Genomic DNA, 23,348 nt, shown 5'->3' with positions numbered 1-23,348 from the left:
CCGACCGCGATGGCGAGGGTGAGGCTGGGTTACGGCAGAACCTGGGTCACGGTGAGCGCGCCGTCAGCGGGCAGCGTGGCCGTGAGGTTGTCGTACGCGTTGTCGCCGCTCACGTTGTCAGCGGGGGCCGATCCAAACGGCCACGCGATGGTCCAGCTGACCTCGATCTCGGCGGCGTTGCCGCCGTTCGCGGTCACGCTGTACACGTCCAGCGCTCCGGTGTCGTCGTGCAGAGCGACGTCGCTGCCCGTGACGTCGACGTCGGACACCAGGGCACCGCTCGACAGCGCGGCGGCGAGGGGGCCCGCGATCGCCGAGGACGACGCCTCGACCGTGAAGTACAGGTCATCGCCCACAGCGGTGACGTCGAAGGTCTCCGTGTAGCGCAAGGTGTTTCCCGGCACGATCCGGAAGTCCGCGACCGAACCGGTCAGAGCCGAGAAGTCGGCGTCCGTCGCGGCACCGCTCGTGAGAGCGGACTCCCACGCGGCGGACGCGGCCACCGGCACCACGTCGAGCTGGCCGGCCGTGATGGTCGTGCCGCCCGAGCTCAGGAGCTCGGAGTCGTTCCAGTAGGCGAGCGAAGCCGCGCCGCCCATCAGCAGGATCACACCGGCACCGGTGGCGATCGAAGCCTTGGTCATCTTGTTCATGTCAATCCCTCATTGCCATTCTCGAAGTGTTGTGAGAGCGCCTCCGCGACACCGCGTTCGACGCCTGGGAACCAGGAGGATTGCTTCTCCGGGATACCCGCACGGGTAAGTTATCCATGGCTCGCGCGATTGCGCCAGAGGCGCGCGGGTGGCGTTGATCACATCGGCGAGGCCGCGTGTGGGGCCGTGTGAGGTTTCCGCCAGGCGGGACGTCAGCCTTCGGCGGGCGGACGGAAGCCGCGCACCGGCGCGGTGCGCGTCGGACGCTCCGGCGCGGGCTCGTGCAGCGAGACCTGCGACTGACGCAGTTCGACCACATCAGCCATGCGTGCCCGCTCACTCAGCTCGGGCGTGTGATCGACCGAGGCGGGCACGGCATCGGCGATCGAGTCGAGCCGGCGCACGGCGACTGAGCGCACCTCATCCTTGCGGTGGAACGCGAGCTTCTCGACGATGGCGCTGGGCACCACGGGGTTGCCGATGACGGCCTGGAGCACCGCGACATTCCGGTCATCTGCCAGGCGTTCCAGGATCGGCTCGGTCGCGCGGGGGTTGCCCGCGATCGCTGCGCGCACCTCCGCCGAGCGATCATGCGCCAACCCCACCATGGTGCCCAGAGGCAGGTCGCCGCGACCGGCGATCCTCTCTCGCACGACGGGGTTCTTGCCGCCCGCGAGCGACTGGATCTGGGCGCGCGAGAGCTCTGCTCGTGACGCCAGCTCGACATCGTCACTCGCCCCGGGTGCGTAGTTGAAACCGCGTGCCATCGCTCTACCTCTCACGGGTGCTGCGTGGGCGCTGGAGCGCCTCACGGCCCCCAAGGTACGCGCGCGGCTTTGCCGCGCCGCGTCATTCGCGTAAACGTCTCGTTACCTGGTGTGACGAGGTCCACACGGTACACAGCGGCGGGTGCCGGCTGGTCAGCGGATCAGGCGAGGGGAACCGGGGACACGCCGAACTCGCGCAGGCCCTCCGCGCCGCCGTCCGCGGCGGTGAGAACCCAGATGCCGTCGTCGTGCACCGCGATCGAGTGCTCCCAATGAGCACCCCGCGAGCCATCGGCGGAGACCACGGTCCAGTCATCGGCGAGCACCTCGGACTCCGAGGTGCCGATCACGTTCATGGGCTCGATGGCGACGCACAGCCCCGGGCGCACCTTGGCCAGCCGGCCACGAGTGCGATAGTTCATGACCTCGGGCGGCTGGTGCATCGCGGTGCCGATGCCGTGGCCGACGTATCCCACGAGGGGGTGGAGCCCGGCGCGCTCAGTCTCGTCCTCGATGGCCGCTGCGACGTCCTCGAGCCGCTTGGCGGTCGCGAGCGCGGCGATGCCGGCCCACAGGGCCCGGCGCGTGCCCTCGACCAGGTCGACGTCCGCCTGCGCGAGCGGCTCGCCCACGATCAGTGTCCTCGCCGAGTCCCCGTGCCAGCCATCGACGATGGCGCCGCAGTCGATCGACACGACGTCGCCGGCTTCGAGCACGCGATCCCCGGGGATCCCGTGGACGATCTCCTCGTTGACGGAGACGCACGCCGTCGCGGGGAACCCGTGGTAGCCCAGGAAGTTCGACGTCGCGCCCGCATCGGCGATGACCGCTGCCGCGGCCGCGTCCACGTCGCGGGTGGTGGCGCCCGCCACGGCCGCCGCGGAGGCTGCGGCGAGCGCGCGCTCGACGATCACGCCTGCGCGGGCCATGACCCGCATCTGCTCCCGGGTCTTGAGCTCGACGCGCTCAGGCACGCGTCAGCGCGCCTCGGCGGCGGCGACGATGCGGTCCGTGACCTCGGCGATCTCGCCCAGGCCATCGATCTGCACGAGCAGGCCCCGGCCGCCGTAGTACGCGGAGACCGGCGCCGTCTGGACGGCGTAGACCTCGAGGCGCTTGCGGATCACGGGCTCGCTGTCGTCGACGCGACCCTCGATCTCTGCGCGCTTCAGCAGACGTGCGGTCACCGCATCGGCGTCCGCGGTGATCTCGATGGCGACGTCGAGCTGCACGCCCAGGTCAGCGAGCATCGACTCGAGCTCCACCGCCTGATCGGGGTTGCGCGGGTAGCCGTCGAGGAGGAAGCCCTCCGCGACGTCGTCCTGCGCGAGGCGGTCGCGCACCATCGCGTTGGTGACCTCGTCGGGCACCAGCGCGCCGGCGTTCATGAACTCCTGCGCCCGGCGGCCCAGCTCGGTGTTGCCCTGCACGTTGGCGCGGAAGATGTCGCCCGTCGAGATGGCGGGGATGCCCCAGCGCTCCGCGAGGCGCGCGGCCTGCGTGCCCTTGCCGGCTCCGGGGGGTCCGAGGAGAACGGTGCGCATTACTTGAGGAACCCTTCGTAGTTGCGCTGCTCCAGCTGAGACTGGATGCGCTTGACGGTGTCGAGGCCCACACCCACGAGGATCAGGATGGAGGCTCCACCGAACGGAATCGACGTGCTGAGACCCAGCACGACGAACGTGATGGTCGGGATCAGCGCGACGGCCGCGAGGTACAGCGAGCCGGCCGCCGTGATGCGCGACAGCACGTACGACAGGAAGTCAGCGGTGGGCTGGCCCGGACGGATGCCGGGAATGAACCCGCCGTACTTCTTCATGTTGTCCGCGACGTCGTTCGGGTTGAACGTGATCGCCGTGTAGAAGTACGCGAAGAAGATGATGAGCAGCACATACAGGCTGATGTTGATGGGCGACGCGGGGTTCGCGACGTTGTCGCGCAGCCACAGCGCCCAATCACCGGCATCATCGCCCGTGAACTGGACGATCACCTGCGGAAGCATCAGCAGCGACGAGGCGAAGATCACCGGGATGATGCCGGCCATGTTGATCTTGATCGGGATGTAGGTCGACGATCCCCCGAGCATGCGGCGTCCGACCATGCGCTTGGCGTACTGCACGGGGATGCGGCGCTGCGACTGCTCGACGAACACGACGGCGGCGATGACCAGCAGCACGATGATGCCGACGATGATCGAGTTCGAGACACCGTTCGACGAGTTCCAGATCGCGGAGGCGACGCCCGGGAAGGACGCGGCGATCGAGGTGAAGATCAGCAGCGACATGCCGTTGCCGACTCCGCGCTCGGTGATGCGCTCGCCCAGCCACATGATGAGCACGGTGCCCGCCGTCATGGTGAGCACCATCGTGGCGATGGTGTACCAGGAGTCGTCGGGGACCACCGGCAGCTCGCAGCCGGGGAAGAAGACGTTGTTGCGCGCCATCGTGATGTACGAGGCGGACTGCAGTGCGGCGAACCCGACGGTGATGTAGCGGGTGTACTGCGTGAGCTTCGCCTGGCCCTCCTGGCCCTCCTTGTAGAGGGCCTCGAAGCGCGGGATCAGCACGCGCAGGAGCTGCACCATGATCGACGCCGTGATGTACGGCATGATGCCGAGCGCGAAGATCGACAGCTGCAGGAGCGCGCCGCCGGAGAAGAGGTTCAGGACCTCGAAGGCGGCGTTGGTGCCGGTGTTGTTGACCGGCGCGGCGCAGTACTGGACCGCGCTGTAGTCGACGCCCGGAGTGGGGATGGAGACACCCAGGCGGTAGATCGCGAGGATCCCCAGGGTGAAGAGCAGCTTGTTGCGCAGGTCAGGGGTGCGGAAAGCGCTCAGGAAGCCACTCAGCATTGATCCTCCATGGGTGCGGGCTCACAGACGAAAGTGCGTCGGAGCGGGCCGCACTGTGCTGTGCGGCCCGCCCTCGACTCTAGCTCTCGTTGACCGAGCCGCCCGCAGCCTCGATCTTGGTCTTCGCCGACTGCGAAACCTTGTCGGCGTCGACGATGGTCACCTTCACTTCGATGTCGCCCTCGCCCAGCACCTTGACGGGCTGGTTCTTGCGCACGGCGCCCTTGGCGACGAGGTCAGCCTTGGTGACCTCTCCGCCCTTCGGGAACAGCTGCGCGATCTGCGAGACGTTCACCACCTGATAGGTGACCTTGAACGGGTTCTTGAAGCCGGGAAGCTTCGGAATCCGCATGTGGATCGGGGTCTGGCCGCCCTCGAAGCGCTCGGGCACCTGGTAGCGGGCGCCCGTGCCCTTGGTGCCTCGACCGGCCGTCTTGCCCTTCGACGCCTCACCGCGACCCACGCGGGTCTTGCGGGTGTGGGCGCCCTCGGCGGGACGAAGGTGGTGCATCTTGAGGGTGCTCACCTTGGTCTCGGCGGTCTCCGCCTTCTTGGCAGGAGCCTTCTTCGCGGCAGGCTTCTTGTCAGCCGATGCGTCGGTCGCCTTGGCGGCCGATGCGGCGGCGGCCTTCGAAGCAGCCGGCTTCTTGGCAGCAGGCTTCTTCTCGGCAGCAGCCTTGTCAGCCGTGGCGGCCTTCGAAGCCGCAGGCTTCTTGGCAGCGGGCTTCTTGGCGGCCGGCTTGTCCTCGGTGGCCTTCTTGTCCTCGGCCATCACTCAACCTCCTCGACGGCGACCAGGTGGTCCACCGCCTTGACCATCCCGCGAATCTCGGGACGGTCCTCCTTGACGACGATGTCGCCGATGCGCTTCAGACCGAGCGACCGCAGGGTCTCGCGGTGCTGCGGCTTCACGCCGATCGTCGACTTCTTCTGCTGAACCTTGAGGCGAGCCATCACTTCACCCCCGCTGCCTGCGCGCGGAGCATCGCGGCCGGAGCCACGTCCTCCACCGGCTTGCCGCGGCGAGCCGCGACGGCCTCGGGCCGCTCGAGCGACTTCAGGGCGTCGACGGTCGCGTGAACGATGTTGATCGCGTTGGACGAGCCCAGCGACTTCGACAGGATGTCGTGGACGCCGGCGCACTCGAGCACGGCGCGCACCGGACCACCGGCGATCACACCGGTACCGGGAGCAGCCGGGCGCAGGTAGACGACGCCAGCGGCGGCCTCACCCTGCACGACGTGAGGGATGGTGCCCTGGATGCGGGGCACGCGGAAGAAGTTCCGCTTCGCCTCCTCGACGCCCTTCGAGATCGCTGCGGGGACCTCCTTGGCCTTGCCGTAGCCCACGCCCACGTTGCCCTCGCCGTCACCCACGACGACCAGCGCCGTGAAGCTGAAGCGGCGGCCGCCCTTGACGACCTTGGACACGCGGTTGATGGTCACCACGCGCTCGATGAACTTGTTGTCAGGCTCATTGCCGCGACGGTTGTCGCGGCGGTTGTTGTCAGCCATGCGTAATCCTTTCGTGGTCCCGGCCTACAGAGCCAGGCCACCCTCTCGGGCGCCGTCTGCGACCGCGGCCACACGACCGTGGTACTTGTTGCCTCCGCGGTCGAACACCACGGTGTCGATGCCAGCGGCCTTGGCGCGCTCGGCGACGAGCTCGCCGACCTTGGTCGCCTTGGCGGTCTTGTCGCCGTCCAGCGAGCGGACATCGGCCTCGAGCGTGGAGGCCGACGCGAGGGTCTTGCCCACGGAGTCGTCCACGATCTGCGCGACCATGTGGCGGGACGAACGGGTCACGACCAGGCGGGGACGCGCGGTCGTGCCGGAGATCTTCTTGCGCAGGCGGAAGTGGCGACGCTTGCGCGCGACCGTCTTCCCCTTGCCCTTGATGGTGATGCTGCTCATGGCTTACTTACCCGTCTTTCCTGCCTTGCGGCGCACCTGCTCGCCGGCGTAGCGCACGCCCTTGCCCTTGTAGGGCTCCGGCGGGCGCACCTTGCGGATGTTCGCGGCGGTCTCGCCGACCTGCTGCTTGTCGATGCCGGCGACCGAGAACTTGGTCGGGCCCTCGACAGCGAAGGTGATGCCCTCGGGCGGCGTGATGACCACGGGGTGGGAGAAGCCGAGCGCGAACTCGAGGTCCTTGCCCTTGAGTGCGACACGGTAGCCCGTGCCGACGATCTCCAGCTTCTTCTCGTACCCGCTGGTGACGCCCTCCACCATGTTGGCGATGAGCGTGCGGGTCAGACCGTGCAGCGACTTCGAGACGCGCTCGTCGTTCGGACGCTTGACGGCCACGCCCTCATCGCCCTTCTCCACGGTGATGGGCGAGGCGACCGTGTGCGTCAGGGTGCCCTTGGGGCCCTTGACCGTGACGACGGCGCCATCGATGGTGACGTCCACACCCGAGGGGATGGAGACGGGGTACTTGCCGATGCGTGACATGTGCTCTCTCCTCCCTTACCAGACGAACGCGACGACCTCGCCGCCGACGCCCTTCTTCTCGGCCTCGCGGTCGGTCAGGAGACCGGAGGAGGTGGACAGGATTGCGACGCCCAGGCCGCCGAGAACCTTCGGGAGGTTCGTCGACTTCGCGTACACGCGAAGGCCGGGCTTCGAGACGCGGCGCACGCCCGCGAGCGAACGCTCGCGGTTGGGGCCGTACTTCAGGGTCAGGGTGAGGGTCTTGCCCACCTCGGCGTCGGCGGTCTCCGAGCCGGTGATGTAGCCCTCCTGCTCCAGGATCGAGGCGATGTTCGCCTTGAGCTTGGAGTGCGGCATCGACACGGTCTCGTGGTACGCCGCGTTGGCGTTGCGCAGACGCGTCAGCATGTCTGCGATGGGGTCAGTCATCGTCATGAGTGTTGAACTCTTCCTCGCCGTGGTTTCCTCATGAGGAGGACCTGTGGCGTTGTGGTTTTACCAGCTGCTCTTGGTGATTCCGGGGAGCTCACCTGCGTGAGCCATCTCGCGGAAGCACACGCGGCAGAGGCCGAACTTGCGGTACACCGAGTGCGGGCGTCCGCACTTCTGGCACCGGGTGTAGGCGCGGACGGCGAACTTCTGCTTGCCGGCGGCCTTGTTCTTCAGCGCGGTCTTGGCCATGTCACTTCTCCTTGAACGGGAAGCCCAGCTGCTTGAGCAGCGAGCGGCCCTCGTCGTCCGTGGTAGCGGTGGTCACCACGGTGATGTCCATGCCGCGCACGCGGTCGATCTTGTCCTGGTCGATCTCGTGGAACATCGACTGCTCCGTGAGACCGAAGGTGTAGTTGCCGTTGCCGTCGAACTGCTTGGGGCTCAGGCCACGGAAGTCGCGGATGCGCGGGAGGGCGATCGACAGCAGACGGTCGAGGAACTCCCACATGCGGTCGCCACGCAGGGTGACGTGCGCGCCGATGGGCTGTCCCTCACGCAGCTTGAACTGCGCGATCGACTTCTTCGCCTTGGTGACCTGCGGCTTCTGGCCGGTGATCGCGGTGAGATCCGCAATCGCGCCCTCGATGAGCTTCGAGTCCTTGGCGGCGTCGCCCACACCCATGTTCACGACGATCTTGGTGAGACCGGCGACCTGGTTCACGTTGGTGTGGCCGAACTCCTCCTGGAGCTTGGCGATGATCTCGCCGCGGTACTTCTCCTTGAGCCGCGGCTGAGCGGTGGCGGTGCTCATTCGACGTCCTTACCCGAGCGCTTGGCGACACGCACGCGCTTGGTGCGCGTACGGCCGTCCTGCTCGACCTCCTCCGTGCGGAAGCCCACACGGGTGCCCTTCTTGGTCTCCGGGTCCACCAGCATCACGTTGGAGATGTGCAGCGACGCCTCGGCGGTGACGATGCCACCCTCCTGGTTGTCGCGGCGGGTGCCCGGCTTGATGTGCTTGGTGACGCGCTGCACGCCCTCGACGATGACGCGGTCGTTGTCCGTGTCGATGTCGAGGATGCGGCCCTCCTGGCCGCGGTCGCGTCCGGCGATGACGACCACGAGGTCGCCCTTCTTGATCTTCGCCATCAGATGACCTCCGGTGCCAGCGAGATGATCTTCATGAACTTCTTGTCACGCAACTCGCGGCCCACAGGGCCGAAGATGCGCGTGCCGCGCGGCTCGCCGCTCTCGGCGCCCTTGAGGATCACCGCAGCGTTCTCATCGAACTTGATGTACGAACCGTCGGGACGGCGGCGCTCCTTCGAGGTCCGCACGATGACGGCCTTGACGACGTCGCCCTTCTTGACGTTGCCGCCGGGGATCGCGTCCTTGACGGTGGCGACGATGGTGTCGCCGATGCCGGCGTAGCGGCGCTTGGAGCCACCGAGCACGCGAATGACAAGGATCTCCTTGGCACCCGTGTTGTCGGCGACTCGAAGCCGCGACTCCTGCTGAATCATGTCTGTCTCCTGTCGTCTGGTTCTCTCGTGGCGCTGCCCCGAGAGCCTGGTCGAACGCTAGTTACTTGGCCTTCTCGACGATCTCGACCAGTCGCCACCGCTTGGAAGCGGACAGCGGACGGGTCTCCATGACGACCACGAGGTCGCCGATGCCGGCGGTGTTGAGCTCGTCGTGCGCCTTGATCTTGCTGGAGCGGCGCACGACCTTGCCGTAGAGGGGGTGCTTGACGCGGTCCTCGACCTCGACGGTGATCGTCTTGTTCATCTTGTCGCTGACGACGTAGCCGCGGCGCGTCTTGCGATACGCGCGGTGGTCGGCCGTGGCCGTCGCGTGCTTCTTACTCGACATAGTCAGTCTTCCTTACTCGGCCGACGCCGTGGGCGCCGTCCGGATGCCGAGCTCGCGCTCGCGCAGGATCGTGTAGATGCGGGCGATGTCGCGCTTGACAGCCTTGAGACGACCGTGGTTCTCGAGCTGTCCGGTAGCGGCCTGGAAGCGCAGGTTGAACAGCTCCTCCTTGGCCTTCTTGAGCTCCTCGGCGAGGCGCTCGTTCTCCATGGCGTCCAGCTCGGACGGCATCAGGGACTTGGTACCGATGGCCATCAGATGTCACCACCCTCACGGGTCACGAAACGGGTCTTCATGGGCAGCTTGTGCTGAGCGCGGCGGAGCGCCTCGCGAGCCAGGGGCTCGTCGACGCCGGCCAGCTCGAACATCACGCGGCCCGGCTTGATGTTGGCAACCCACCACTCGGGCGAACCCTTACCGGAGCCCATGCGGACCTCGGCAGGCTTCTTGGTGAGCGGACGGTCGGGGTAGATGTTGATCCACACCTTTCCGCCACGCTTGATGTGGCGGGTCATCGCGATACGAGCGGCCTCGATCTGGCGGTTCGTGACGTAGGCGGGCTCGAGAGCCTGGATGCCGAAGTCGCCGAACGACACCTGGGTGCCGCCCTTCGCAGCGCCCGAACGCTTCGGGTGGTGCTGCTTGCGGTGCTTCACTCGACGGGGAATGAGCATGGTCTTTAGCCTTCCTTCCCTGCGTCGGCCTGGGGGGCCTCGGCAGCGGCAGGCGCATCGGCCTTGGGGGCCTCAGCGGACTGACGGGGGGCGCCGTCACGACGGGGGCCGCGGTCACCGCGGTCGCCACGACCACGGCCACGCTGCGGACGGGGGGCCTTGGCCTGCTCGGCCGCCCACTCCTTCTCCGTCATGTCGCCCTTGTAGATCCACACCTTCACGCCGATGATGCCGAAGGTGGTGCGGGACTCGAAGAATCCGTAGTCGATGTTCGCGCGCAGGGTGTGCAGCGGCACGCGACCCTCGCGGTAGAACTCCGAGCGCGACATCTCCGCGCCGCCGAGGCGGCCCGAGCACTGCACACGGATGCCCTTCGCACCGGCGCGCAGCGCGGACTGGATGCCCTTGCGCATGGCGCGACGGAACGAGACGCGCGACGCGAGCTGCTCAGCGATGCCCTGGGCGACGAGCTGAGCGTCGACCTCGGCGTTCTTCACCTCGAGGATGTTCAGCTGGACCTGCTTGCCCGTGAGCTTCTCGAGGTTCGAGCGGAGCTTGTCCGCCTCGGCGCCGCGGCGACCAATGACGATGCCCGGGCGCGCCGTGTGGAGGTCCACACGCACGCGCTCACGGGTGCGCTCGATCTCGACCTTCGAGACGCCTGCGCGCTCGAGGCCCTGCGACATCAGCTTGCGGATCTTGACGTCCTCGTCCACGTAGTCGCGGTAGCGCTCGCCCGGCTTGGTCGAGTCCGCGAACCAGCGGCTGCGGTGGTCGGTGGTGATACCCAGGCGGTAGCCGTGCGGGTTGATCTTCTGACCCATGAGTTAGGCCCCTTCCTTCACGGCGACCTCAGGCGTCGCCACCGTCACGCTGATGTGGCTCGTGCGCTTGAGAATGCGGTTCGCGCGGCCCTGGGCACGCGGCTGGATGCGCTTCATGGTCGGGCCCTCGTCGACCGTGATCGCGGAGATCACGAGCTCGGACTCGTCGAAGCGCTCACCTGCTGCGTCAGCCTTCACACGCGCGTTGGCGACGGCCGACTCGATGAGCTTGCGCACATCAGTGGCCACTGCCTGCGGCTGGAACTTGAGCGAGGCGATCGCCTCGGTGGCGTTCTGCCCACGGACCAGGTTCACGACGCGGCGAGCCTTCTGGGCGGTCACGCGAACGTATCGCGTCTGCGCCTTGGCTTCCATCTGTAACTCCTCTTACCTACGCCCGGGCGCCTTAGCGGCGGCCCTTGCGGTCGTCCTTCACGTGGCCCTTGAACGTGCGCGTGGGCGCGAACTCGCCCAGCTTGTGGCCGACCATCGCCTCGGTGACGAACACCGGGACGTGCTTGCGGCCGTCGTGCACGGCAAAGGTGTGACCCAGGAAGTCGGGGGTGATGACCGACCGACGGGACCAGGTCTTGATGACGTTCTTCGTACCCGCCTCGTTCTGGGCGTCCACCTTCTTCTGCAGGTGGTCGTCGACGAAGGGGCCCTTCTTCAGACTGCGTGGCATTCTTCAGGCTCCTTAGCGCTTCTTGCCAGTACGACGGCGGCGGACGATGAGCTTGTCGGACTCCTTGCCCGGCTTGCGGGTGCGGCCCTCGGGCTTGCCCCACGGCGAGACGGGGTGGCGACCACCGGACGTCTTGCCCTCACCACCACCGTGCGGGTGGTCGACCGGGTTCATGACGACGCCGCGGACGGTCGGGCGCTTGCCCTTCCAGCGCGAGCGGCCGGCCTTGCCCCAGTTGATGTTGGACTGCTCGGCGTTGCCCACCTCGCCGACGGTCGCGCGGCAGCGCGCGTCGACGTTGCGGATCTCGCCGGAGGGCATGCGCAGCTGCGCGAAGCGGCCCTCCTTGGCGACCAGCTGCACCGAGGTGCCAGCCGAACGCGCGATCTTGGCGCCGCCACCCGGCTTGAGCTCGATCGCGTGAACGACCGTACCCACGGGGATGTTGCGCAGCGGCAGGTTGTTGCCCGGCTTGATGTCGGCGTTGGCGCCGGCCTCGATCGGGGCACCCTGCGTGAGCTTGTCGGGCGCGATGATGTAGCGCTTCTCGCCGTCCGCGTAGTGCAGCAGCGCGATGCGAGCGGTGCGGTTGGGGTCGTACTCGATGTGAGCGACCGTGGCCGGCACGCCGTCCTTGTCGTGACGACGGAAGTCGATCACGCGGTAGGCGCGCTTGTGGCCACCGCCCTGGTGACGGGTGGTGATGCGGCCGGTGTTGTTGCGGCCGCCCTTCTTGTGCAGCGGACGCGTCAGCGACTTCTCGGGCTCCGAACGGGTGACCTCGACGAAGTCGGCGACGGACGAGCCACGGCGGCCCGGCGTCGTCGGCTTGTACTTGCGAATAGCCATGAGATTCCTGTTCCTTGCTTAACCGACGTGGCCGGAGAAGACGTCCAGCGCCTCGCCGCCACCGACGGTGACGATCGCGCGCTTGACGTCCTTGCGCTTGCCCATGCCGAAGCGGGTGCGGCGCGTCTTGCCCTTGCGGTTGATGGTGTTGACGGAGGTGACCTTGACGCCGAAGATCTGCTCGACCGCGATCTTGATCTCGGTCTTGTTGGCGCGAGGGTCGACCTCGAAGGTGTACTTGCCCTCATCCATGAGCGAGTAGCTCTTCTCCGACACGATGGGCCGGATCAGGATGTCACGGGGGTTCTTGTTCAGCGTGGTCACGTCAGTTCTCCTCCGCCTCGGACTCGGTCGCGACGGCGGTCGCCGACTTGCCGGTGGCGGGTCCCGCGAGGAACGCGTCGAGCGCGCCCTTCGTGAAGACCGTGTCGTCGCTCACGAGCACGTCGTAGGTGTTGAGCTGGTCCACCGCGAGCACGTGGACGGACGCGGCGTTGCGCAGCGACTTCCACGCGATCGAGTCCGAACGCTCGAGCACCACGAGGGCGCTGCGGCCCTCGGTGAGCGCGGCGAGCGAGGCGATCGCGGTCTTGGTGGAGGGGGCGTCACCCTCGACGAGGGCCTTCACCACGTGCACGCGGCCCGCACGAGCGCGGTCCGACAGAGCACCGCGGAGAGCGGCGGCCTTCATCTTCTTGGGGGTGCGCTGCGAGTAGTCGCGCGGCTGCGGGCCGTGGACGGTGCCACCGCCGGCGAACTGGGGCGCACGGATCGAGCCCTGACGAGCGCGGCCGGTGCCCTTCTGCTTGTAGGGCTTGCGGCCACCGCCCGCGACGTCGCCGCGGGTCTTGGTGGCGTGGGTGCCCTGGCGGGCGGCGGCGCGCTGGGCGACGACGACCTGGTGGATCAGCGGGACGTTGGTGACGACGTCGAAGACCTCGGCGGGAAGCTCGGCGGTGCCGGCCTTCTTGCCCTTGGCGTCGACCACGTCGACGGTCTGTGCATCAGCCATGGTGTCACGCACCCTTCACGGCGGAGCGGATGAGGACGACCCCGCCCTTGTTGCCGGGAACCGCGCCCTTGACGAGCAGCAGACCCTTCTCGGCATCGACCGAGTGGACGGTGAGGTTCTGGACGGTCTTGCGGGCGTTACCCATGCGACCGGCCATCTTGAGGCCGCGGAACACGCGCGACGGCGTCGAGGCGCCGCCGATCGAACCGGGCTTGCGGTGGTTGCGGTGCGCACCGTGGGAGGCGCCCACACCGGCAAAGCCGTGGCGCTTCATGACACCGGCGGTGCCCTTTCCCTTGGTGGTGCCGGTCACGTCGACCTTCTGGCCGCCCTCGAACACCTCGGCGGTGAGCTCCTGGCCCAGCGAGTACTCGGCGGCGTCAGCGGTGCGGACCTCGGCCACGTGGCGGCGCGGCGTGACGCCGGCGGCCTCGAAGTGGCCCTTCAGGGGGTCCGTCACGCGACGGGGGTCGACGGCGCCGAACGCGAGCTGGACGGCCTCGTAGCCATCCTTGTCAGCGCTGCGCACCTGGGTCACGACGTTGGTGTCGACCTGAACGACGGTCACGGGGATGACCCGGCCCTCGTCGTCCCACACCTGCGTCATGCCCAGCTTCGTACCCAGGAGCGCACGGACGGTGCGCTGGGCATTGGAAGTCGTAGTCATGGTGCTTGGTTTCCTTTACGTCAGCTCTAGAGCTTGATCTCGATGTTCACGTCCGCGGGCAGGTCGAGACGCATGAGCGAGTCGACAGCCTTGGGCGTGGGGTCCACGATGTCGATGAGGCGCTTGTGGGTGCGCATCTCGAAGTGCTCGCGGGAGTCCTTGTACTTGTGCGGCGAACGGATCACACAGAACACGTTCTTCTCCGTCGGGAGCGGCACGGGGCCGACAACCGAGGCGCCGGCGCGCGTGACCGTCTCGACGATCTTGCGGGCGGAGGAGTCGATGACCTCGTGGTCATAGCTCTTCAGCCGAATGCGGATCTTCTGTCCCGCCATGGCGTTGTTCTGCCTTTTCTCTCGGACGACTGTGGTCTCTCACCCCCGACCCCCGCGCTCGGGCGTGTCGCTCATCTGCGACGCACTGGCGCGCTGCTCGATTTCTCGAGTCGTCGTGGGTGAGTGTGCGGCTGCCCGCAATAGGCAACCTGAATATTGTGCCAGATCAGGAGGTCGCTCGCAACACGGCGCCAGCTGCCCGGACGGCTTCCCAGGGTATCGTGGATCGCACCGCCAGTCGCGCCGTGAGACCAGGTCCGGGCGATGCAGTCGAGGAGGCCCGCTGTTGACCGAGATCATCGCCGCTCCCCCGCGCATCGTTCCTGGTAGGGCCGATGCCGTGCGCAGTTGGGCGCGTCCCGTCGCCGCAGGTGCGGCGACGGTGGGAGCGACCGCCCTCGCCGCGTGGCTGCACCCCGTCGCCGGCGTGGTCGTGCTCGGCGCCGCGGGTGCCTTGAGCTGGCGGCTGCGCGGCACCTCGCTGTCCCCGTGGCGACCGCGGCGTGCCGACCTGTTCCCGGTCGCCGCGTCGGCCCCCCGTGCGCGGGCCTTCGCCGCCGGGCTGCGCTGGCGGTGGGACGACGCGTGCGTCAACGCCGGGCTGGGAGCGTTCGTCGATGATCGGTACTCCTATCGCGGCACCGCGCTCGTCGGCGCCTCCGAGCACCCCGAGGGCGTGATCGCCCACGTCGAGCTCGCGCCCGGTCAGGATCGCGCGCTCGTCGAGGACCGTGTCGCCGCGCTGAGCGCCGGGCTCGAGGCGGCGTCGGCTCGGGTCCTGGGCGGCGACCAGCGCACGCTCGCGATCCTGGTCGTGCCTCCGGCAGAGACCGACGGCTGGACCTGACGCGTCAGCGGGCCTGCGCCGACCACCATGCCTGGAGGGCGTCGGCGTCGACCTCGCCGGAGTCGCGGAAGGGATCGCCGAGCCCGAACGCCTCGAGGACACGGCGCGCCGCGACCGCCTGCTCGGGGTCGATCCTCGCCACCCACGCCAGGGGGTCCTTGCCGGCGTGGGCATTCGATCCCTTGGCGTGGCTCATGCTCGACGGCCGGTCGAGGTGGGACAGGTGCGCGGGGTCGATGTCGAGCTCCGTCGCTCCGGGATTCAGCGCTGCGGGGTCGGCGACCGCCAGGTCGTAGCTCACCAGGGCCGCACGCTCGCCGCCGTAGGTGCGCGCCGCCACGGTGTTCTCCACCGCCCAGCGCGCCACCAGCGCCGTCGCGGGGTCATCGATACGGAGGTCACGCACCGGGACGTCCTGGAGGAGTCCGTCCATCAGCAGCGGCTGGCTGAGCATGTAGTGGAAGCGCTCGGGAGACCACCCGAGCACGCTCTGGCTCGACAGCGTCGCGAGCGGGTGACGGATCACGTGGACTATCCGCAGTTCGGGATGCCGAGCCGCGAGCCAGCCCGCGAACATCGGGAAGCGGATCTCCTTGATCAGCCGACCCCGGTAGGGATTCAGCGGGTTGAGCGTGGCCTGCTGGTCGGCCCACGGATGCCGGTAGCGACCGGTGAGGATGTCGTCGACGACCTCCTCGCCCGGCAGGTGCGGAGCGTCGGCCGGGACGTAGCGGCCCGGCCGCAGGCCCTCGAGGCGCGGCTCGAGGTCGGGGCGGATGGGCTCGAACACCGGTCGTAGCCGCCCCGCGCGCGCGTAGGCCTCGAGGAGCCACGTCGTCCCCGAGCGACCGGATCCGCTGAGCAGCGCCGCATGCGCCACGTCCTGGTGGGGGTCCCACGCGGCCATCGACCGGAACGTGCGCTCGACGCGGCTGGGGATTCCTCTCACGCCGCCACGCTAGCACCGGGGAGGCGCGGATCCGCTCTGCGGGGGCGGGTGCCCGTGGGGCCCCGGGAACGACGAAGCGGGGGCCCGGCCTGAGCCGGACCCCCGCTTGCGCGAAGAAGCAGTGAGCTTACTTCAGGATCTTGGTGACGGTGCCGGAGCCAACCGTGCGGCCACCCTCGCGGATCGCGAAGCCCTGACCCTCCTCGAGGGCGATCGGCTGGATCAGCTCGACCGTCATCTCGGTGGTGTCACCCGGCATGACCATGTCGGTGCCCTCGGGCAGCGAGATGACGCCGGTCACGTCCGTGGTGCGGATGTAGAACTGCGGGCGGTAGTTCGTGTAGAAGGGGTTGTGGCGGCCACCCTCGTCCTTGTTGAGGATGTAGCACTTGCCCTCGAACGAGGTGTGCGGGGTGGTGGTGCCGGGGGCAACCACGACCTGGCCGCGCTCGACGTCCTCACGCTTGGTACCGCGGAGCAGGAGGCCACAGTTCTCGCCGGCCCACGCCTCGTCCATCTGCTTGTGGAACATCTCGATACCGGTGACGGTCGTCTTCTGCGCCTCACGGATGCCGAGGATCTCGACGTCCGAGTTGATGGCGAGCTTGCCGCGCTCCACCTTGCCGGTGACGACGGTGCCACGACCGGTGATCGTGAAGACGTCCTCGATCGGCATGAGGAAGGGCTTGTCCATGTCGCGGACGGGCTCCGGGACGTTCTCGTCCACGGCGGCCATGAGCTCCTGGACCGAGGCGACCCACTTCTCGTCGCCCTCGAGCGCCTTGAGCGCCGAGACCTGGATGACGGGCGCGTTGTCGCCGTCGAAGCCCTGCGACGACAGCAGCTCGCGGACCTCCATCTCGACGAGGTCGAGGATCTCCTCGTCGTCGACCATGTCGGACTTGTTGAGCGCGACCAGCAGGTAGGGAACGCCGACCTGCTTCGCGAGCAGGACGTGCTCACGGGTCTGGGCCATCGGACCGTCGGTCGCGGCGACCACGAGGATCGCGCCGTCCATCTGGGCGGCACCGGTGATCATGTTCTTGATGTAGTCAGCGTGACCCGGGGCGTCAACGTGCGCGTAGTGACGAGCCTCGGTCTCGTACTCGATGTGCGCGATGTTGATCGTGATGCCGCGCTCGCGCTCCTCCGGCGCCTTGTCGATGTCCTCGAACGGCGTGAAGGGGTTGAGGTCCGGGTACTGGTCGTGCAGGACCTTCGAGATGGCAGCGGTCAGCGTCGTCTTACCGTGGTCGACGTGACCGATGGTGCCGATGTTGACGTGCGGCTTCTTCCGCTCGAACTTGGCCTTGGCCATGAGGTATTCCTCCTGATTAATGAGACTCGGGTAAAGATGCTAGTCCGTCTGGTGGCTCGAGGCCATCTGGGGCTTCATCCCTACTGGTCGTTGTATTTCTTGAGTTATTTCAACCGGTGGGGACTACTCGCCCCGGGTCTTGGCGATGATCTCGTCGGCGACTGCCTTCGGGACCTCCGCGTAGCTGTCGAACACCATCGAGTAGACGGCGCGACCCGAGGTCTTGGACCGCAGGTCACCGACGTATCCGAACATCTCGGACAGCGGCACGAGCGCGTCGACGACCTTGACGCCTGCGGCGTCGGTCATCTGGCGGATCTGGCCGCGGCGCGAGTTGATGTCGCCGATGACGTCGCCCATGTACTCCTCGGGAGTACGGACCTCGACGGCGAACATCGGCTCGAGCAGCACGGGCTTCGCGAGACGCGCGGCCTCCTTGAAGGCCATCGAGCCGGCGATCTTGAACGCCATCTCCGAGGAGTCGACGTCGTGGTACTGGCCGTCCAGCAGCGTGGCCTTCACACCCACGACGGGGTATCCGGCCTGGATGCCGAGCTCCATCGCGGACTGGATTCCAGCGTCCACCGACGGGATGTACTCGCGCGGGACGCGACCACCCGTGACGGCGTTCGCGAACTCGTACTGGACCTCGGAGTCGGCCTCGAGGGGCTCGATCGAGATCTGGACCTTCGCGAACTGGCCGGAGCCACCGGTCTGCTTCTTGTGCGTGTAGTCGTACTTCTCGACCGTCTTGCGGATGGTCTCGCGGTACGCGACCTGCGGCTTGCCGACGTTCGCGTCGACCTTGAACTCGCGCTTCATGCGGTCGACCAGGATGTCGAGGTGGAGCTCGCCCATACCGCCGATGACGGTCTGGCCGGTCTCCTCGTCCAGGCGCACGCGGAAGGTCGGGTCCTCCTCGGCGAGCTTCTGGATCGCGGTCGACAGCTTCTCCTGGTCACCCTTGGTCTTGGGCTCGATGGCCACGTCGATCACGGGCTCGGGGAACGTCATCGACTCGAGGACGACCTGGTGGTCCGGGTTGCACAGGGTGTCGCCCGTGGTCGTGTCCTTGAGGCCGATGACCGCGTAGATGTGGCCCGCCTGGATGGTCTCGACCGGGTTCTCCTTGTTGGCGTGCATCTGGAACAGCTTGCCGATGCGCTCCTTCTTGCCCTTGGTCGAGTTCACGATCGCGGCGCCGGTCTCGAGGTGACCCGAGTAGACGCGCACGTAGGTGAGGCGGCCGAAGAACGGGTGCGACACCACCTTGAACGCGAGGGCCGAGAACGGCTCGTTGGCGTCCGCGTGGCGCTCGATCTCGACCTCGGGGTCCTTGGCGTCGTGGCCCTTGATGGCGGGCACGTCGGCGGGGCCGGGGAGGTAGTCGATGACAGCGTCGAGCATGGGCTGCACGCCGCGGTTCTTGAAGGCCGAGCCGCACAGGACGGGGTAGAGCTCCGAGGCGATCGTGAGCTTGCGGATCGCGCCCTTGATCTCTGCGGTGGTCAGCTCCTCGCCGCCCAGGTACTTCTCGAGCAGCTCCTCGTCGGACTCGGCGACCGCCTCGAGCAGGGCCGCGCGGTACTCCTCGGCCTTGTCCGCGAGGTCCGCCGGGATCTCCGTGGTCTCGTACTCGGCACCCATGGTCACGTCGCCCTTGGCGTCGCCGGGCCACACCTTGGCGTTCATCTCGACCAGGTCGACGATGCCGACGAAGTCGTTCTCCGCACCGATGGGCAGCTGGATGACCAGCGGCTTGGCGCCCAGGCGCTTCACGATGGTGTCGACCGTGAAGTAGAAGTCAGCGCCCAGCTTGTCCATCTTGTTGACGAAGCAGATGCGGGGGACGTCGTACTTGTCGGCCTGGCGCCACACGTTCTCCGACTGGGGCTCCACGCCCTCCTTGCCGTCGAACACCGCGACCGCGCCGTCGAGGACGCGCAGCGAGCGCTCCACCTCGACGGTGAAGTCCACGTGACCCGGGGTGTCGATGATGTTGATCTGGTTGTTGTCCCAGAAGCAGGTCACCGCGGCCGAGGTGATCGTGATGCCGCGCTCCTGCTCCTGCTCCATCCAGTCAGTGGTCGACGCACCGTCGTGGGTCTCACCGATCTTGTAGTTCACACCCGTGTAGAACAGGATGCGCTCAGTGGTGGTGGTCTTGCCGGCATCGATGTGCGCCATGATGCCGATGTTGCGGACCTTGGTGAGGTCCGTGAGCACGTCCTGTGCCACGAGTGGTTCTCCTTGGGGTTTCCGTCGAACGCGGTGTCGCGACTACCAGCGGTAGTGCGCGAACGCCTTGTTCGACTCGGCCATCTTGTGCATGTCCTCGCGGCGCTTCACCGCGGCGCCGAGGCCGTTCGAAGCGTCGAGGATCTCGTTCATGAGGCGCTCGGTCATGGTCTTCTCGCGACGGGCGCGCGAGAAGTCGACGAGCCAGCGCAGCGCGAGCGTGGTCGAGCGGGTCGGACGCACGTCCACCGGCACCTGGTAGGTCGCGCCACCGACGCGGCGGCTGCGGACCTCGAGGGCGGGACGGATGTTGTCGAGCGCGCGCTTGAGCACGGTCACGGGGTCCTGGCCGGACTTCTCGCGGACACCCTCGAGGGCGCCGTAGACGATCGCCTCGGCGGTCGACTTCTTGCCGTCGAGCAGCACCTTGTTGATCAGCTGGGTGACGACGGGGGCGCCGTACACCGGGTCATTGATGAGCGGCCGCTTGGGGGCCGGTCCCTTGCGAGGCATTACTTCTTCTCCCTCTTGGCGCCGTAGCGGCTGCGGGCCTGCTGGCGGCCCTTGACACCCTGGGTGTCGAGCGAGCCGCGGACGATCTTGTAGCGGACACCGGGCAGGTCCTTCACACGGCCACCGCGCACGAGCACGATCGAGTGCTCCTGCAGGTTGTGGCCCTCGCCCGGAATGTAGGCCGTGACCTCGATGCCGCTGGACAGGCGCACGCGAGCGACCTTGCGGAGAGCCGAGTTCGGCTTCTTGGGGGTGGTGGTGTACACACGCGTGCACACACCGCGACGCTGCGGGCTCGCCTTGAGCGCCGGGGTCTTGGTCTTACCCGGCTTGTCCTGGCGGCCCTTCCTGACCAGCTGCTGAATCGTAGGCACTACATCTCCGTCTGTTCTGTGTTGCGAAACTCGTGGCGGTCCGACCCCCGCGCCCGGGCGTGTCGTTCCAGTGGTGGGCGCGCCCGACAGGGCGCGCGTGGGGGCCCGACGACGCGGGCACGAGTATCAACGATACCCGTGACCCGCGCCATCGTCAAAGCGAAGCAGGCGCGCTCCGCGGCCCGGACAGCGCTACTCGCGCGGGAGGTCGAACTCCTCGAGCGGCACGGCCTCGCCGGTGCCCTCCGAGAAGTACTGACCGTCCCACTCTTCGTAGCCGAAGGTCGGGAACAGGTTCGCCTTGGCCTCCTCGGTCGGGTCGACCGTGGCGGTGGCGTACTGGTGCAGGCCGGTGCCTGCCGGGATCAGCTTTCCGAGGATGACGTTCTCCTTGAGTCCCACCAGCGGGTCGGACTTGCCGGACATCGCTGCCTCGGTGAGGACGCGCGTGGTCTCCTGGAAGGAGGCCGCGGACAGCCACGAGTCCGTCGCCAGCGACGCCTTGGTGATGCCCATGAGCTCCGGGCGGGCCGATGCCGGCTTGCCGCCCTTCGTCACGGTCTCACGGTTGGCGGTCTCGAAGCGAGCGCGCTCGACCAGCTCGCCCGGCAGCAGCGGGGCATCGCCGGCCTCGAGGATCGTCACGCGACGCAGCATCTGCCTCACGATGACCTCGATGTGCTTGTCGTGGATCTCCACGCCCTGCGAGCGGTAGACCTCCTGGACCTCGTCCACCAGGTGCTTCTGGGTGGCGCGGGGGCCGAGGATGCGCAGCACGCTCTTCGGGTCGACGGCACCGGCGACGAGCTGCTGGCCCACCTCCACGTGCTCGCCGTCCTGGACCAGGAGGCGCGAACGCTTGGTGACCGGGTACTCGAAGACGTCGTCGCCGTTGTCGGGCGTGACCACGAGGCGACGGGTCGCCTCGGAGTCGTCGACCTTCAGAGTTCCGGCGACCTCGGTGATCGGGGCCTCACCCTTGGGGGTGCGGGCCTCGAACAGCTCCTGGACACGCGGCAGACCCTGCGTGATGTCGTCAGCGGACGCCACACCACCGGTGTGGAACGTACGCATCGTCAGCTGGGTACCGGGCTCACCGATGGACTGGGCTGCGACGATGCCGACGGCCTCGCCGATGTCGACGAGCTCACGGGTCGCGAGCGAGCGGCCGTAGCACTTGGCGCACGTGCCGACCTTGGACTCGCAGGTCAGGACCGAGCGGACCTTGACCTCCTCGACGCCCTTCTCGATCAGCGCGTCGATGAGCACATCGCCCACGTCCGCACCGGCCTTGGCGACCACATCGCCGCCGGCGTCCACGACATCGGTCGCCAGCGTGCGGGCGAAGACCGAGGTCTCCACACGCTCATGCTTGACCTTGTCCCCGCCGGCCGTGGTCTCCACGATCGGCATCGACAGGCCCCGCTCGGTGCCACAGTCGGCCTCGCGGACGATGACGTCCTGCGACACGTCCACCAGACGACGGGTCAGGTAGCCCGAGTCGGCGGTGCGCAGCGCGGTGTCGGCGAGGCCCTTGCGGGCACCGTGGGTCGCGATGAAGTACTCGAGGACGGACAGGCCCTCGCGGTAGTTCGACTTGATCGGACGCGGGATGATCTCGCCCTTCGGGTTGGCCACCAGGCCGCGCATACCGGCGATCTGACGGACCTGCATCCAGTTTCCGCGAGCACCCGAGCCGACCATGGTGTGGACGGTGTTGTGCTGGGGGAAGGACTCCCGCATGGACTTGTCGACTTCGTTCGTGGCCTGGGTCCAGATCTCGATGAGCTCCTGACGGCGCTCGTCGTCGGTGATCAGACCGGTCTCGAACTGCTCCTGGACCTTGACGGCCTGAGCCTCGTAGCGCTCGAGGATGTCCTGCTTGTTGGCAGGAGTCGCGACGTCACCGATACCGATGGTGACGCCCGAGCGCGTGGCCCAGTGGAAGCCGGCGGACTTGAGCGCGTCGAGCGAGGCAGCGACCTCGACCTTCGGGTAGCGCTCCGCGAGCTCGTTGACGATGTTGCCGAGCACCTTCTTGTCGACGTCGCGGTTGACGTAAGGGAAGGACACGGGCAGCAGCTCGTTGAACAGCGCGCGGCCCAGCGTGGTGGTGAGCGTGAACGGCGCACCCTCCACGACGTCCTCGCCCAGCTCGACGCCCAGCGGCGGCACGGTGTCGCCGTCCACGCGCAGCGCGATCTCCGCGTTGAGCGAGATGTCGCCGGCGTCGAAGGCCATGCGAGCCTCGGCCACCGAGGTGAACGAGCGGCCCTCGCCCTTCTCGCCCTCCTTGTGGAGGGAGAGGTGGTACAGGCCGATGATCATGTCCTGCGAGGGCATGGTCACGGGGCGGCCGTCCGAGGGCTTGAGGATGTTGTTCGAGGACAGCATCAGCACTCGCGCCTCGGCCTGGGCCTCGGCGGACAGCGGCAGGTGGACCGCCATCTGGTCACCGTCGAAGTCGGCGTTGAACGCGCCGCAGACGAGCGGGTGCAGGTGGATGGCCTTGCCCTCGACCAGCTGCGGCTCGAACGCCTGGATTCCCAGACGGTGCAGCGTGGGCGCACGGTTCAGCAGCACCGGGTGCTCGGTGATGACCTCCTCGAGCACGTCCCAGACCTCGGGACGCGAACGCTCGACCATCCGCTTGGCGGACTTGATGTTCTGCGCGTGGTTGAGCTCCACGAGGCGCTTCATCACGAACGGCTTGAACAGCTCGAGCGCCATCTGCTTGGGCAGGCCGCACTGGTGCAGCTTGAGCTGCGGGCCGACCACGATGACCGAACGGCCCGAGTAGTCGACGCGCTTGCCCAGCAGGTTCTGGCGGAAGCGGCCCTGCTTGCCCTTGAGCATGTCCGAGATGGACTTGAGGGGGCGGTTGCCGGGACCCGTCACCGGGCGACCACGGCGGCCGTTGTCGAACAGCGCGTCCACGGCCTCCTGCAGCATGCGCTTCTCGTTGTTCACGATGATCTCGGGGGCCCCGAGGTCGAGCAGGCGCTTGAGGCGGTTGTTGCGGTTGATGACGCGGCGGTACAGGTCGTTGAGGTCGG

General features: G+C 67.7%; 33 protein-coding genes. 1 reads left to right on the top strand and 32 read right to left on the bottom strand.

All coding sequences use genetic code 11. The features are described from left to right. Window positions 1-29: 29 nt before the first annotated feature. The 26 genes from QZ483_RS05085 to rpsJ form a co-directional block, all read right to left on the bottom strand. Window positions 30-653: an alternate-type signal peptide domain-containing protein gene (locus tag QZ483_RS05085; RefSeq protein ID WP_297081902.1), complete on the bottom strand. Its 624-nt coding sequence runs from the start codon at window positions 651-653 to the stop codon at window positions 30-32. Window positions 654-865: 212 nt separating this feature from the next. Continuing rightward, window positions 866-1,420: a hypothetical protein gene (locus QZ483_RS05080; RefSeq protein ID WP_297081901.1), complete on the bottom strand. Its 555-nt coding sequence runs from the start codon at window positions 1,418-1,420 to the stop codon at window positions 866-868. Window positions 1,421-1,581: 161 nt separating this feature from the next. Next, a complete protein-coding gene (map, locus tag QZ483_RS05075; RefSeq protein ID WP_297081900.1) occupies window positions 1,582-2,394 on the bottom strand; it encodes a type I methionyl aminopeptidase in 813 nt (270 codons plus the stop codon). A gap of 3 nt (window positions 2,395-2,397) precedes the next feature. Then, window positions 2,398-2,964: an adenylate kinase gene (locus QZ483_RS05070; protein WP_297081899.1), complete on the bottom strand. Its 567-nt coding sequence runs from the start codon at window positions 2,962-2,964 to the stop codon at window positions 2,398-2,400. Further along, window positions 2,964-4,271, bottom strand: a complete 1,308-nt coding sequence (gene secY, locus QZ483_RS05065; protein WP_297081898.1) for a preprotein translocase subunit SecY — start codon at window positions 4,269-4,271, stop codon at window positions 2,964-2,966. Before secY ends, QZ483_RS05070 begins: the two co-directional genes overlap by 1 nt. Window positions 4,272-4,350: 79 nt before the next feature. Further along, window positions 4,351-5,043: a 50S ribosomal protein L15 gene (rplO, locus tag QZ483_RS05060; protein ID WP_297081897.1), complete on the bottom strand. Its 693-nt coding sequence runs from the start codon at window positions 5,041-5,043 to the stop codon at window positions 4,351-4,353. Further along, window positions 5,043-5,225, bottom strand: a complete 183-nt coding sequence (gene rpmD / locus QZ483_RS05055) for a 50S ribosomal protein L30 (RefSeq protein ID WP_297081896.1) — start codon at window positions 5,223-5,225, stop codon at window positions 5,043-5,045. The genes rplO and rpmD overlap by 1 nt, the downstream gene beginning before the upstream one ends. Continuing rightward, window positions 5,225-5,785: a 30S ribosomal protein S5 gene (gene rpsE, locus QZ483_RS05050; RefSeq protein WP_297081895.1), complete on the bottom strand. Its 561-nt coding sequence runs from the start codon at window positions 5,783-5,785 to the stop codon at window positions 5,225-5,227. The genes rpmD and rpsE overlap by 1 nt, the downstream gene beginning before the upstream one ends. 24 nt (window positions 5,786-5,809) lie before the next feature. Continuing rightward, window positions 5,810-6,184 carry a 50S ribosomal protein L18 gene (rplR, locus tag QZ483_RS05045; protein ID WP_297081894.1) on the bottom strand — a complete coding sequence of 125 codons (375 nt, stop codon included), beginning with the start codon at window positions 6,182-6,184 and terminating at the stop codon, window positions 5,810-5,812. 3 nt (window positions 6,185-6,187) lie between these two features. Continuing rightward, window positions 6,188-6,724: a 50S ribosomal protein L6 gene (gene rplF / locus QZ483_RS05040; protein WP_297081893.1), complete on the bottom strand. Its 537-nt coding sequence runs from the start codon at window positions 6,722-6,724 to the stop codon at window positions 6,188-6,190. 15 nt (window positions 6,725-6,739) lie between these two features. Further along, window positions 6,740-7,138: a 30S ribosomal protein S8 gene (rpsH, locus tag QZ483_RS05035; RefSeq protein WP_084127913.1), complete on the bottom strand. Its 399-nt coding sequence runs from the start codon at window positions 7,136-7,138 to the stop codon at window positions 6,740-6,742. Window positions 7,139-7,198: 60 nt separating this feature from the next. Continuing rightward, window positions 7,199-7,384 (bottom strand): type Z 30S ribosomal protein S14, encoded by a 186-nt coding sequence (locus tag QZ483_RS05030; protein ID WP_062069937.1) that lies wholly within the window; start codon window positions 7,382-7,384, stop codon window positions 7,199-7,201. 1 nt (window position 7,385) lies between these two features. Further along, on the bottom strand, window positions 7,386-7,946 hold the full coding sequence (rplE, locus tag QZ483_RS05025; protein ID WP_297081892.1) for a 50S ribosomal protein L5: 561 nt from the start codon (window positions 7,944-7,946) through the stop codon (window positions 7,386-7,388). Next, complete coding sequence (rplX, locus tag QZ483_RS05020; RefSeq protein ID WP_297081891.1) at window positions 7,943-8,284, bottom strand: 50S ribosomal protein L24; 342 nt, start codon at window positions 8,282-8,284, stop codon at window positions 7,943-7,945. The genes rplE and rplX overlap by 4 nt, the downstream gene beginning before the upstream one ends. Next, entirely contained in the window at window positions 8,284-8,658 is a 375-nt protein-coding gene (gene rplN, locus QZ483_RS05015) for a 50S ribosomal protein L14 (RefSeq protein ID WP_297081890.1), read from the bottom strand. The genes rplX and rplN overlap by 1 nt, the downstream gene beginning before the upstream one ends. 61 nt (window positions 8,659-8,719) lie before the next feature. Continuing rightward, complete coding sequence (gene rpsQ, locus QZ483_RS05010; protein WP_297081889.1) at window positions 8,720-9,007, bottom strand: 30S ribosomal protein S17; 288 nt, start codon at window positions 9,005-9,007, stop codon at window positions 8,720-8,722. Window positions 9,008-9,019: 12 nt separating this feature from the next. Then, window positions 9,020-9,262: a 50S ribosomal protein L29 gene (rpmC, locus tag QZ483_RS05005; protein WP_297081888.1), complete on the bottom strand. Its 243-nt coding sequence runs from the start codon at window positions 9,260-9,262 to the stop codon at window positions 9,020-9,022. Further along, window positions 9,262-9,681 (bottom strand): 50S ribosomal protein L16, encoded by a 420-nt coding sequence (gene rplP, locus QZ483_RS05000; protein WP_297081887.1) that lies wholly within the window; start codon window positions 9,679-9,681, stop codon window positions 9,262-9,264. The genes rpmC and rplP overlap by 1 nt, the downstream gene beginning before the upstream one ends. Window positions 9,682-9,686: 5 nt before the next feature. Next, window positions 9,687-10,505, bottom strand: a complete 819-nt coding sequence (gene rpsC, locus QZ483_RS04995) for a 30S ribosomal protein S3 (protein WP_297081886.1) — start codon at window positions 10,503-10,505, stop codon at window positions 9,687-9,689. A 3-nt stretch (window positions 10,506-10,508) separates the two neighbouring features. Further along, entirely contained in the window at window positions 10,509-10,880 is a 372-nt protein-coding gene (gene rplV, locus QZ483_RS04990; RefSeq protein ID WP_297081885.1) for a 50S ribosomal protein L22, read from the bottom strand. A 31-nt stretch (window positions 10,881-10,911) separates the two neighbouring features. Further along, window positions 10,912-11,190, bottom strand: a complete 279-nt coding sequence (gene rpsS, locus QZ483_RS04985) for a 30S ribosomal protein S19 (RefSeq protein WP_203655619.1) — start codon at window positions 11,188-11,190, stop codon at window positions 10,912-10,914. 12 nt (window positions 11,191-11,202) lie between these two features. Further along, window positions 11,203-12,039, bottom strand: coding sequence for a 50S ribosomal protein L2 (rplB, locus tag QZ483_RS04980; protein WP_297081884.1), 837 nt, complete (start codon window positions 12,037-12,039; stop codon window positions 11,203-11,205). An 18-nt stretch (window positions 12,040-12,057) separates the two neighbouring features. Continuing rightward, window positions 12,058-12,363, bottom strand: coding sequence for a 50S ribosomal protein L23 (rplW, locus tag QZ483_RS04975; protein WP_297081883.1), 306 nt, complete (start codon window positions 12,361-12,363; stop codon window positions 12,058-12,060). Between the two features lies 1 nt (window position 12,364). Beyond that, window positions 12,365-13,051 carry a 50S ribosomal protein L4 gene (gene rplD, locus QZ483_RS04970; RefSeq protein ID WP_297081882.1) on the bottom strand — a complete coding sequence of 229 codons (687 nt, stop codon included), beginning with the start codon at window positions 13,049-13,051 and terminating at the stop codon, window positions 12,365-12,367. A gap of 4 nt (window positions 13,052-13,055) precedes the next feature. Further along, window positions 13,056-13,718, bottom strand: a complete 663-nt coding sequence (gene rplC, locus QZ483_RS04965) for a 50S ribosomal protein L3 (RefSeq protein ID WP_297081881.1) — start codon at window positions 13,716-13,718, stop codon at window positions 13,056-13,058. Window positions 13,719-13,744: 26 nt separating this feature from the next. Beyond that, window positions 13,745-14,053 (bottom strand): 30S ribosomal protein S10, encoded by a 309-nt coding sequence (gene rpsJ, locus QZ483_RS04960; RefSeq protein WP_042213186.1) that lies wholly within the window; start codon window positions 14,051-14,053, stop codon window positions 13,745-13,747. 286 nt (window positions 14,054-14,339) lie between these two features. On the opposite strand from rpsJ, the gene QZ483_RS04955 reads away from it, so the two are divergent. Continuing rightward, entirely contained in the window at window positions 14,340-14,900 is a 561-nt protein-coding gene (locus tag QZ483_RS04955; protein WP_297081880.1) for a hypothetical protein, read from the top strand. 4 nt (window positions 14,901-14,904) lie between these two features. Here the strand turns inward: QZ483_RS04955 and QZ483_RS04950 are convergent, their stop codons facing one another. The 6 genes from QZ483_RS04950 to rpoC form a co-directional block, all read right to left on the bottom strand. Next, on the bottom strand, window positions 14,905-15,849 hold the full coding sequence (locus tag QZ483_RS04950) for a hypothetical protein (RefSeq protein ID WP_297081879.1): 945 nt from the start codon (window positions 15,847-15,849) through the stop codon (window positions 14,905-14,907). Between the two features lie 127 nt (window positions 15,850-15,976). Continuing rightward, the gene (gene tuf, locus QZ483_RS04945; protein WP_297081878.1) at window positions 15,977-17,167 is read right to left on the bottom strand and encodes an elongation factor Tu; all 1,191 of its coding nucleotides are present in this window, start codon (window positions 17,165-17,167) and stop codon (window positions 15,977-15,979) included. Window positions 17,168-17,290: 123 nt separating this feature from the next. After that, window positions 17,291-19,405 (bottom strand): elongation factor G, encoded by a 2,115-nt coding sequence (fusA, locus tag QZ483_RS04940; protein ID WP_297081877.1) that lies wholly within the window; start codon window positions 19,403-19,405, stop codon window positions 17,291-17,293. A 42-nt stretch (window positions 19,406-19,447) separates the two neighbouring features. After that, the gene (gene rpsG, locus QZ483_RS04935) at window positions 19,448-19,918 is read right to left on the bottom strand and encodes a 30S ribosomal protein S7 (protein ID WP_297081876.1); all 471 of its coding nucleotides are present in this window, start codon (window positions 19,916-19,918) and stop codon (window positions 19,448-19,450) included. Then, window positions 19,918-20,292, bottom strand: a complete 375-nt coding sequence (rpsL, locus tag QZ483_RS04930) for a 30S ribosomal protein S12 (protein WP_297081875.1) — start codon at window positions 20,290-20,292, stop codon at window positions 19,918-19,920. Before rpsL ends, rpsG begins: the two co-directional genes overlap by 1 nt. Window positions 20,293-20,484: 192 nt before the next feature. Beyond that, window positions 20,485-23,348 (bottom strand): DNA-directed RNA polymerase subunit beta' (rpoC, locus tag QZ483_RS04925; protein ID WP_297081874.1); only part of this gene is annotated, 2,864 nt, incomplete at its 5' end.

The organism is uncultured Demequina sp. (assembly GCF_913055775.1).
Taxonomy (GTDB): Bacteria; Actinomycetota; Actinomycetes; order Actinomycetales; family Demequinaceae; genus Demequina.
Note: the sequence above shows the minus strand (reverse complement) of the source record. Positions and strands in the feature narration are given on the sequence as shown.

Excerpts from the sequence above, each read along its gene's own strand:
- QZ483_RS05085 (WP_297081902.1), bottom strand. The coding sequence starts at position 653 with ATGAACAAGATGACCAAGGCTTCGATCGCCACCGGTGCCGGTGTGATC.
- rplV (WP_297081885.1), bottom strand. The coding sequence starts at position 10,880 with ATGGAAGCCAAGGCGCAGACGCGATACGTTCGCGTGACCGCCCAGAAG.
- rplP (WP_297081887.1), bottom strand. The coding sequence starts at position 9,681 with ATGCTCATTCCCCGTCGAGTGAAGCACCGCAAGCAGCACCACCCGAAG.
- rplF (WP_297081893.1), bottom strand. The coding sequence starts at position 6,724 with ATGTCACGCATCGGCAAGTACCCCGTCTCCATCCCCTCGGGTGTGGAC.
- rplD (WP_297081882.1), bottom strand. The coding sequence starts at position 13,051 with ATGGCTGATGCACAGACCGTCGACGTGGTCGACGCCAAGGGCAAGAAG.
- QZ483_RS05080 (WP_297081901.1), bottom strand. The coding sequence starts at position 1,420 with ATGGCACGCGGTTTCAACTACGCACCCGGGGCGAGTGACGATGTCGAG.
- tuf (WP_297081878.1), bottom strand. The coding sequence starts at position 17,167 with ATGGCCAAGGCCAAGTTCGAGCGGAAGAAGCCGCACGTCAACATCGGC.
- rplC (WP_297081881.1), bottom strand. The coding sequence starts at position 13,718 with ATGACTACGACTTCCAATGCCCAGCGCACCGTCCGTGCGCTCCTGGGT.
- QZ483_RS05070 (WP_297081899.1), bottom strand. The coding sequence starts at position 2,964 with ATGCGCACCGTTCTCCTCGGACCCCCCGGAGCCGGCAAGGGCACGCAG.
- rpsE (WP_297081895.1), bottom strand. The coding sequence starts at position 5,785 with ATGGCTGACAACAACCGCCGCGACAACCGTCGCGGCAATGAGCCTGAC.
- rpmD (WP_297081896.1), bottom strand. The coding sequence starts at position 5,225 with ATGGCTCGCCTCAAGGTTCAGCAGAAGAAGTCGACGATCGGCGTGAAG.
- rpsC (WP_297081886.1), bottom strand. The coding sequence starts at position 10,505 with ATGGGTCAGAAGATCAACCCGCACGGCTACCGCCTGGGTATCACCACC.
- rpsG (WP_297081876.1), bottom strand. The coding sequence starts at position 19,918 with ATGCCTCGCAAGGGACCGGCCCCCAAGCGGCCGCTCATCAATGACCCG.
- rpsQ (WP_297081889.1), bottom strand. The coding sequence starts at position 9,007 with ATGTCGAGTAAGAAGCACGCGACGGCCACGGCCGACCACCGCGCGTAT.
- rplE (WP_297081892.1), bottom strand. The coding sequence starts at position 7,946 with ATGAGCACCGCCACCGCTCAGCCGCGGCTCAAGGAGAAGTACCGCGGC.
- QZ483_RS05030 (WP_062069937.1), bottom strand. The coding sequence starts at position 7,384 with ATGGCCAAGACCGCGCTGAAGAACAAGGCCGCCGGCAAGCAGAAGTTC.
- rplR (WP_297081894.1), bottom strand. The coding sequence starts at position 6,184 with ATGAGCAGCATCACCATCAAGGGCAAGGGGAAGACGGTCGCGCGCAAG.
- rplN (WP_297081890.1), bottom strand. The coding sequence starts at position 8,658 with ATGATTCAGCAGGAGTCGCGGCTTCGAGTCGCCGACAACACGGGTGCC.
- rpmC (WP_297081888.1), bottom strand. The coding sequence starts at position 9,262 with ATGGCCATCGGTACCAAGTCCCTGATGCCGTCCGAGCTGGACGCCATG.
- secY (WP_297081898.1), bottom strand. The coding sequence starts at position 4,271 with ATGCTGAGTGGCTTCCTGAGCGCTTTCCGCACCCCTGACCTGCGCAAC.
- rplX (WP_297081891.1), bottom strand. The coding sequence starts at position 8,284 with ATGGCGAAGATCAAGAAGGGCGACCTCGTGGTCGTCATCGCCGGACGC.
- rpsH (WP_084127913.1), bottom strand. The coding sequence starts at position 7,138 with ATGACGATGACTGACCCCATCGCAGACATGCTGACGCGTCTGCGCAAC.
- rplB (WP_297081884.1), bottom strand. The coding sequence starts at position 12,039 with ATGGCTATTCGCAAGTACAAGCCGACGACGCCGGGCCGCCGTGGCTCG.
- rpsS (WP_203655619.1), bottom strand. The coding sequence starts at position 11,190 with ATGCCACGCAGTCTGAAGAAGGGCCCCTTCGTCGACGACCACCTGCAG.
- rplO (WP_297081897.1), bottom strand. The coding sequence starts at position 5,043 with ATGGCCGAGGACAAGAAGGCCACCGAGGACAAGCCGGCCGCCAAGAAG.
- rpsJ (WP_042213186.1), bottom strand. The coding sequence starts at position 14,053 with ATGGCGGGACAGAAGATCCGCATTCGGCTGAAGAGCTATGACCACGAG.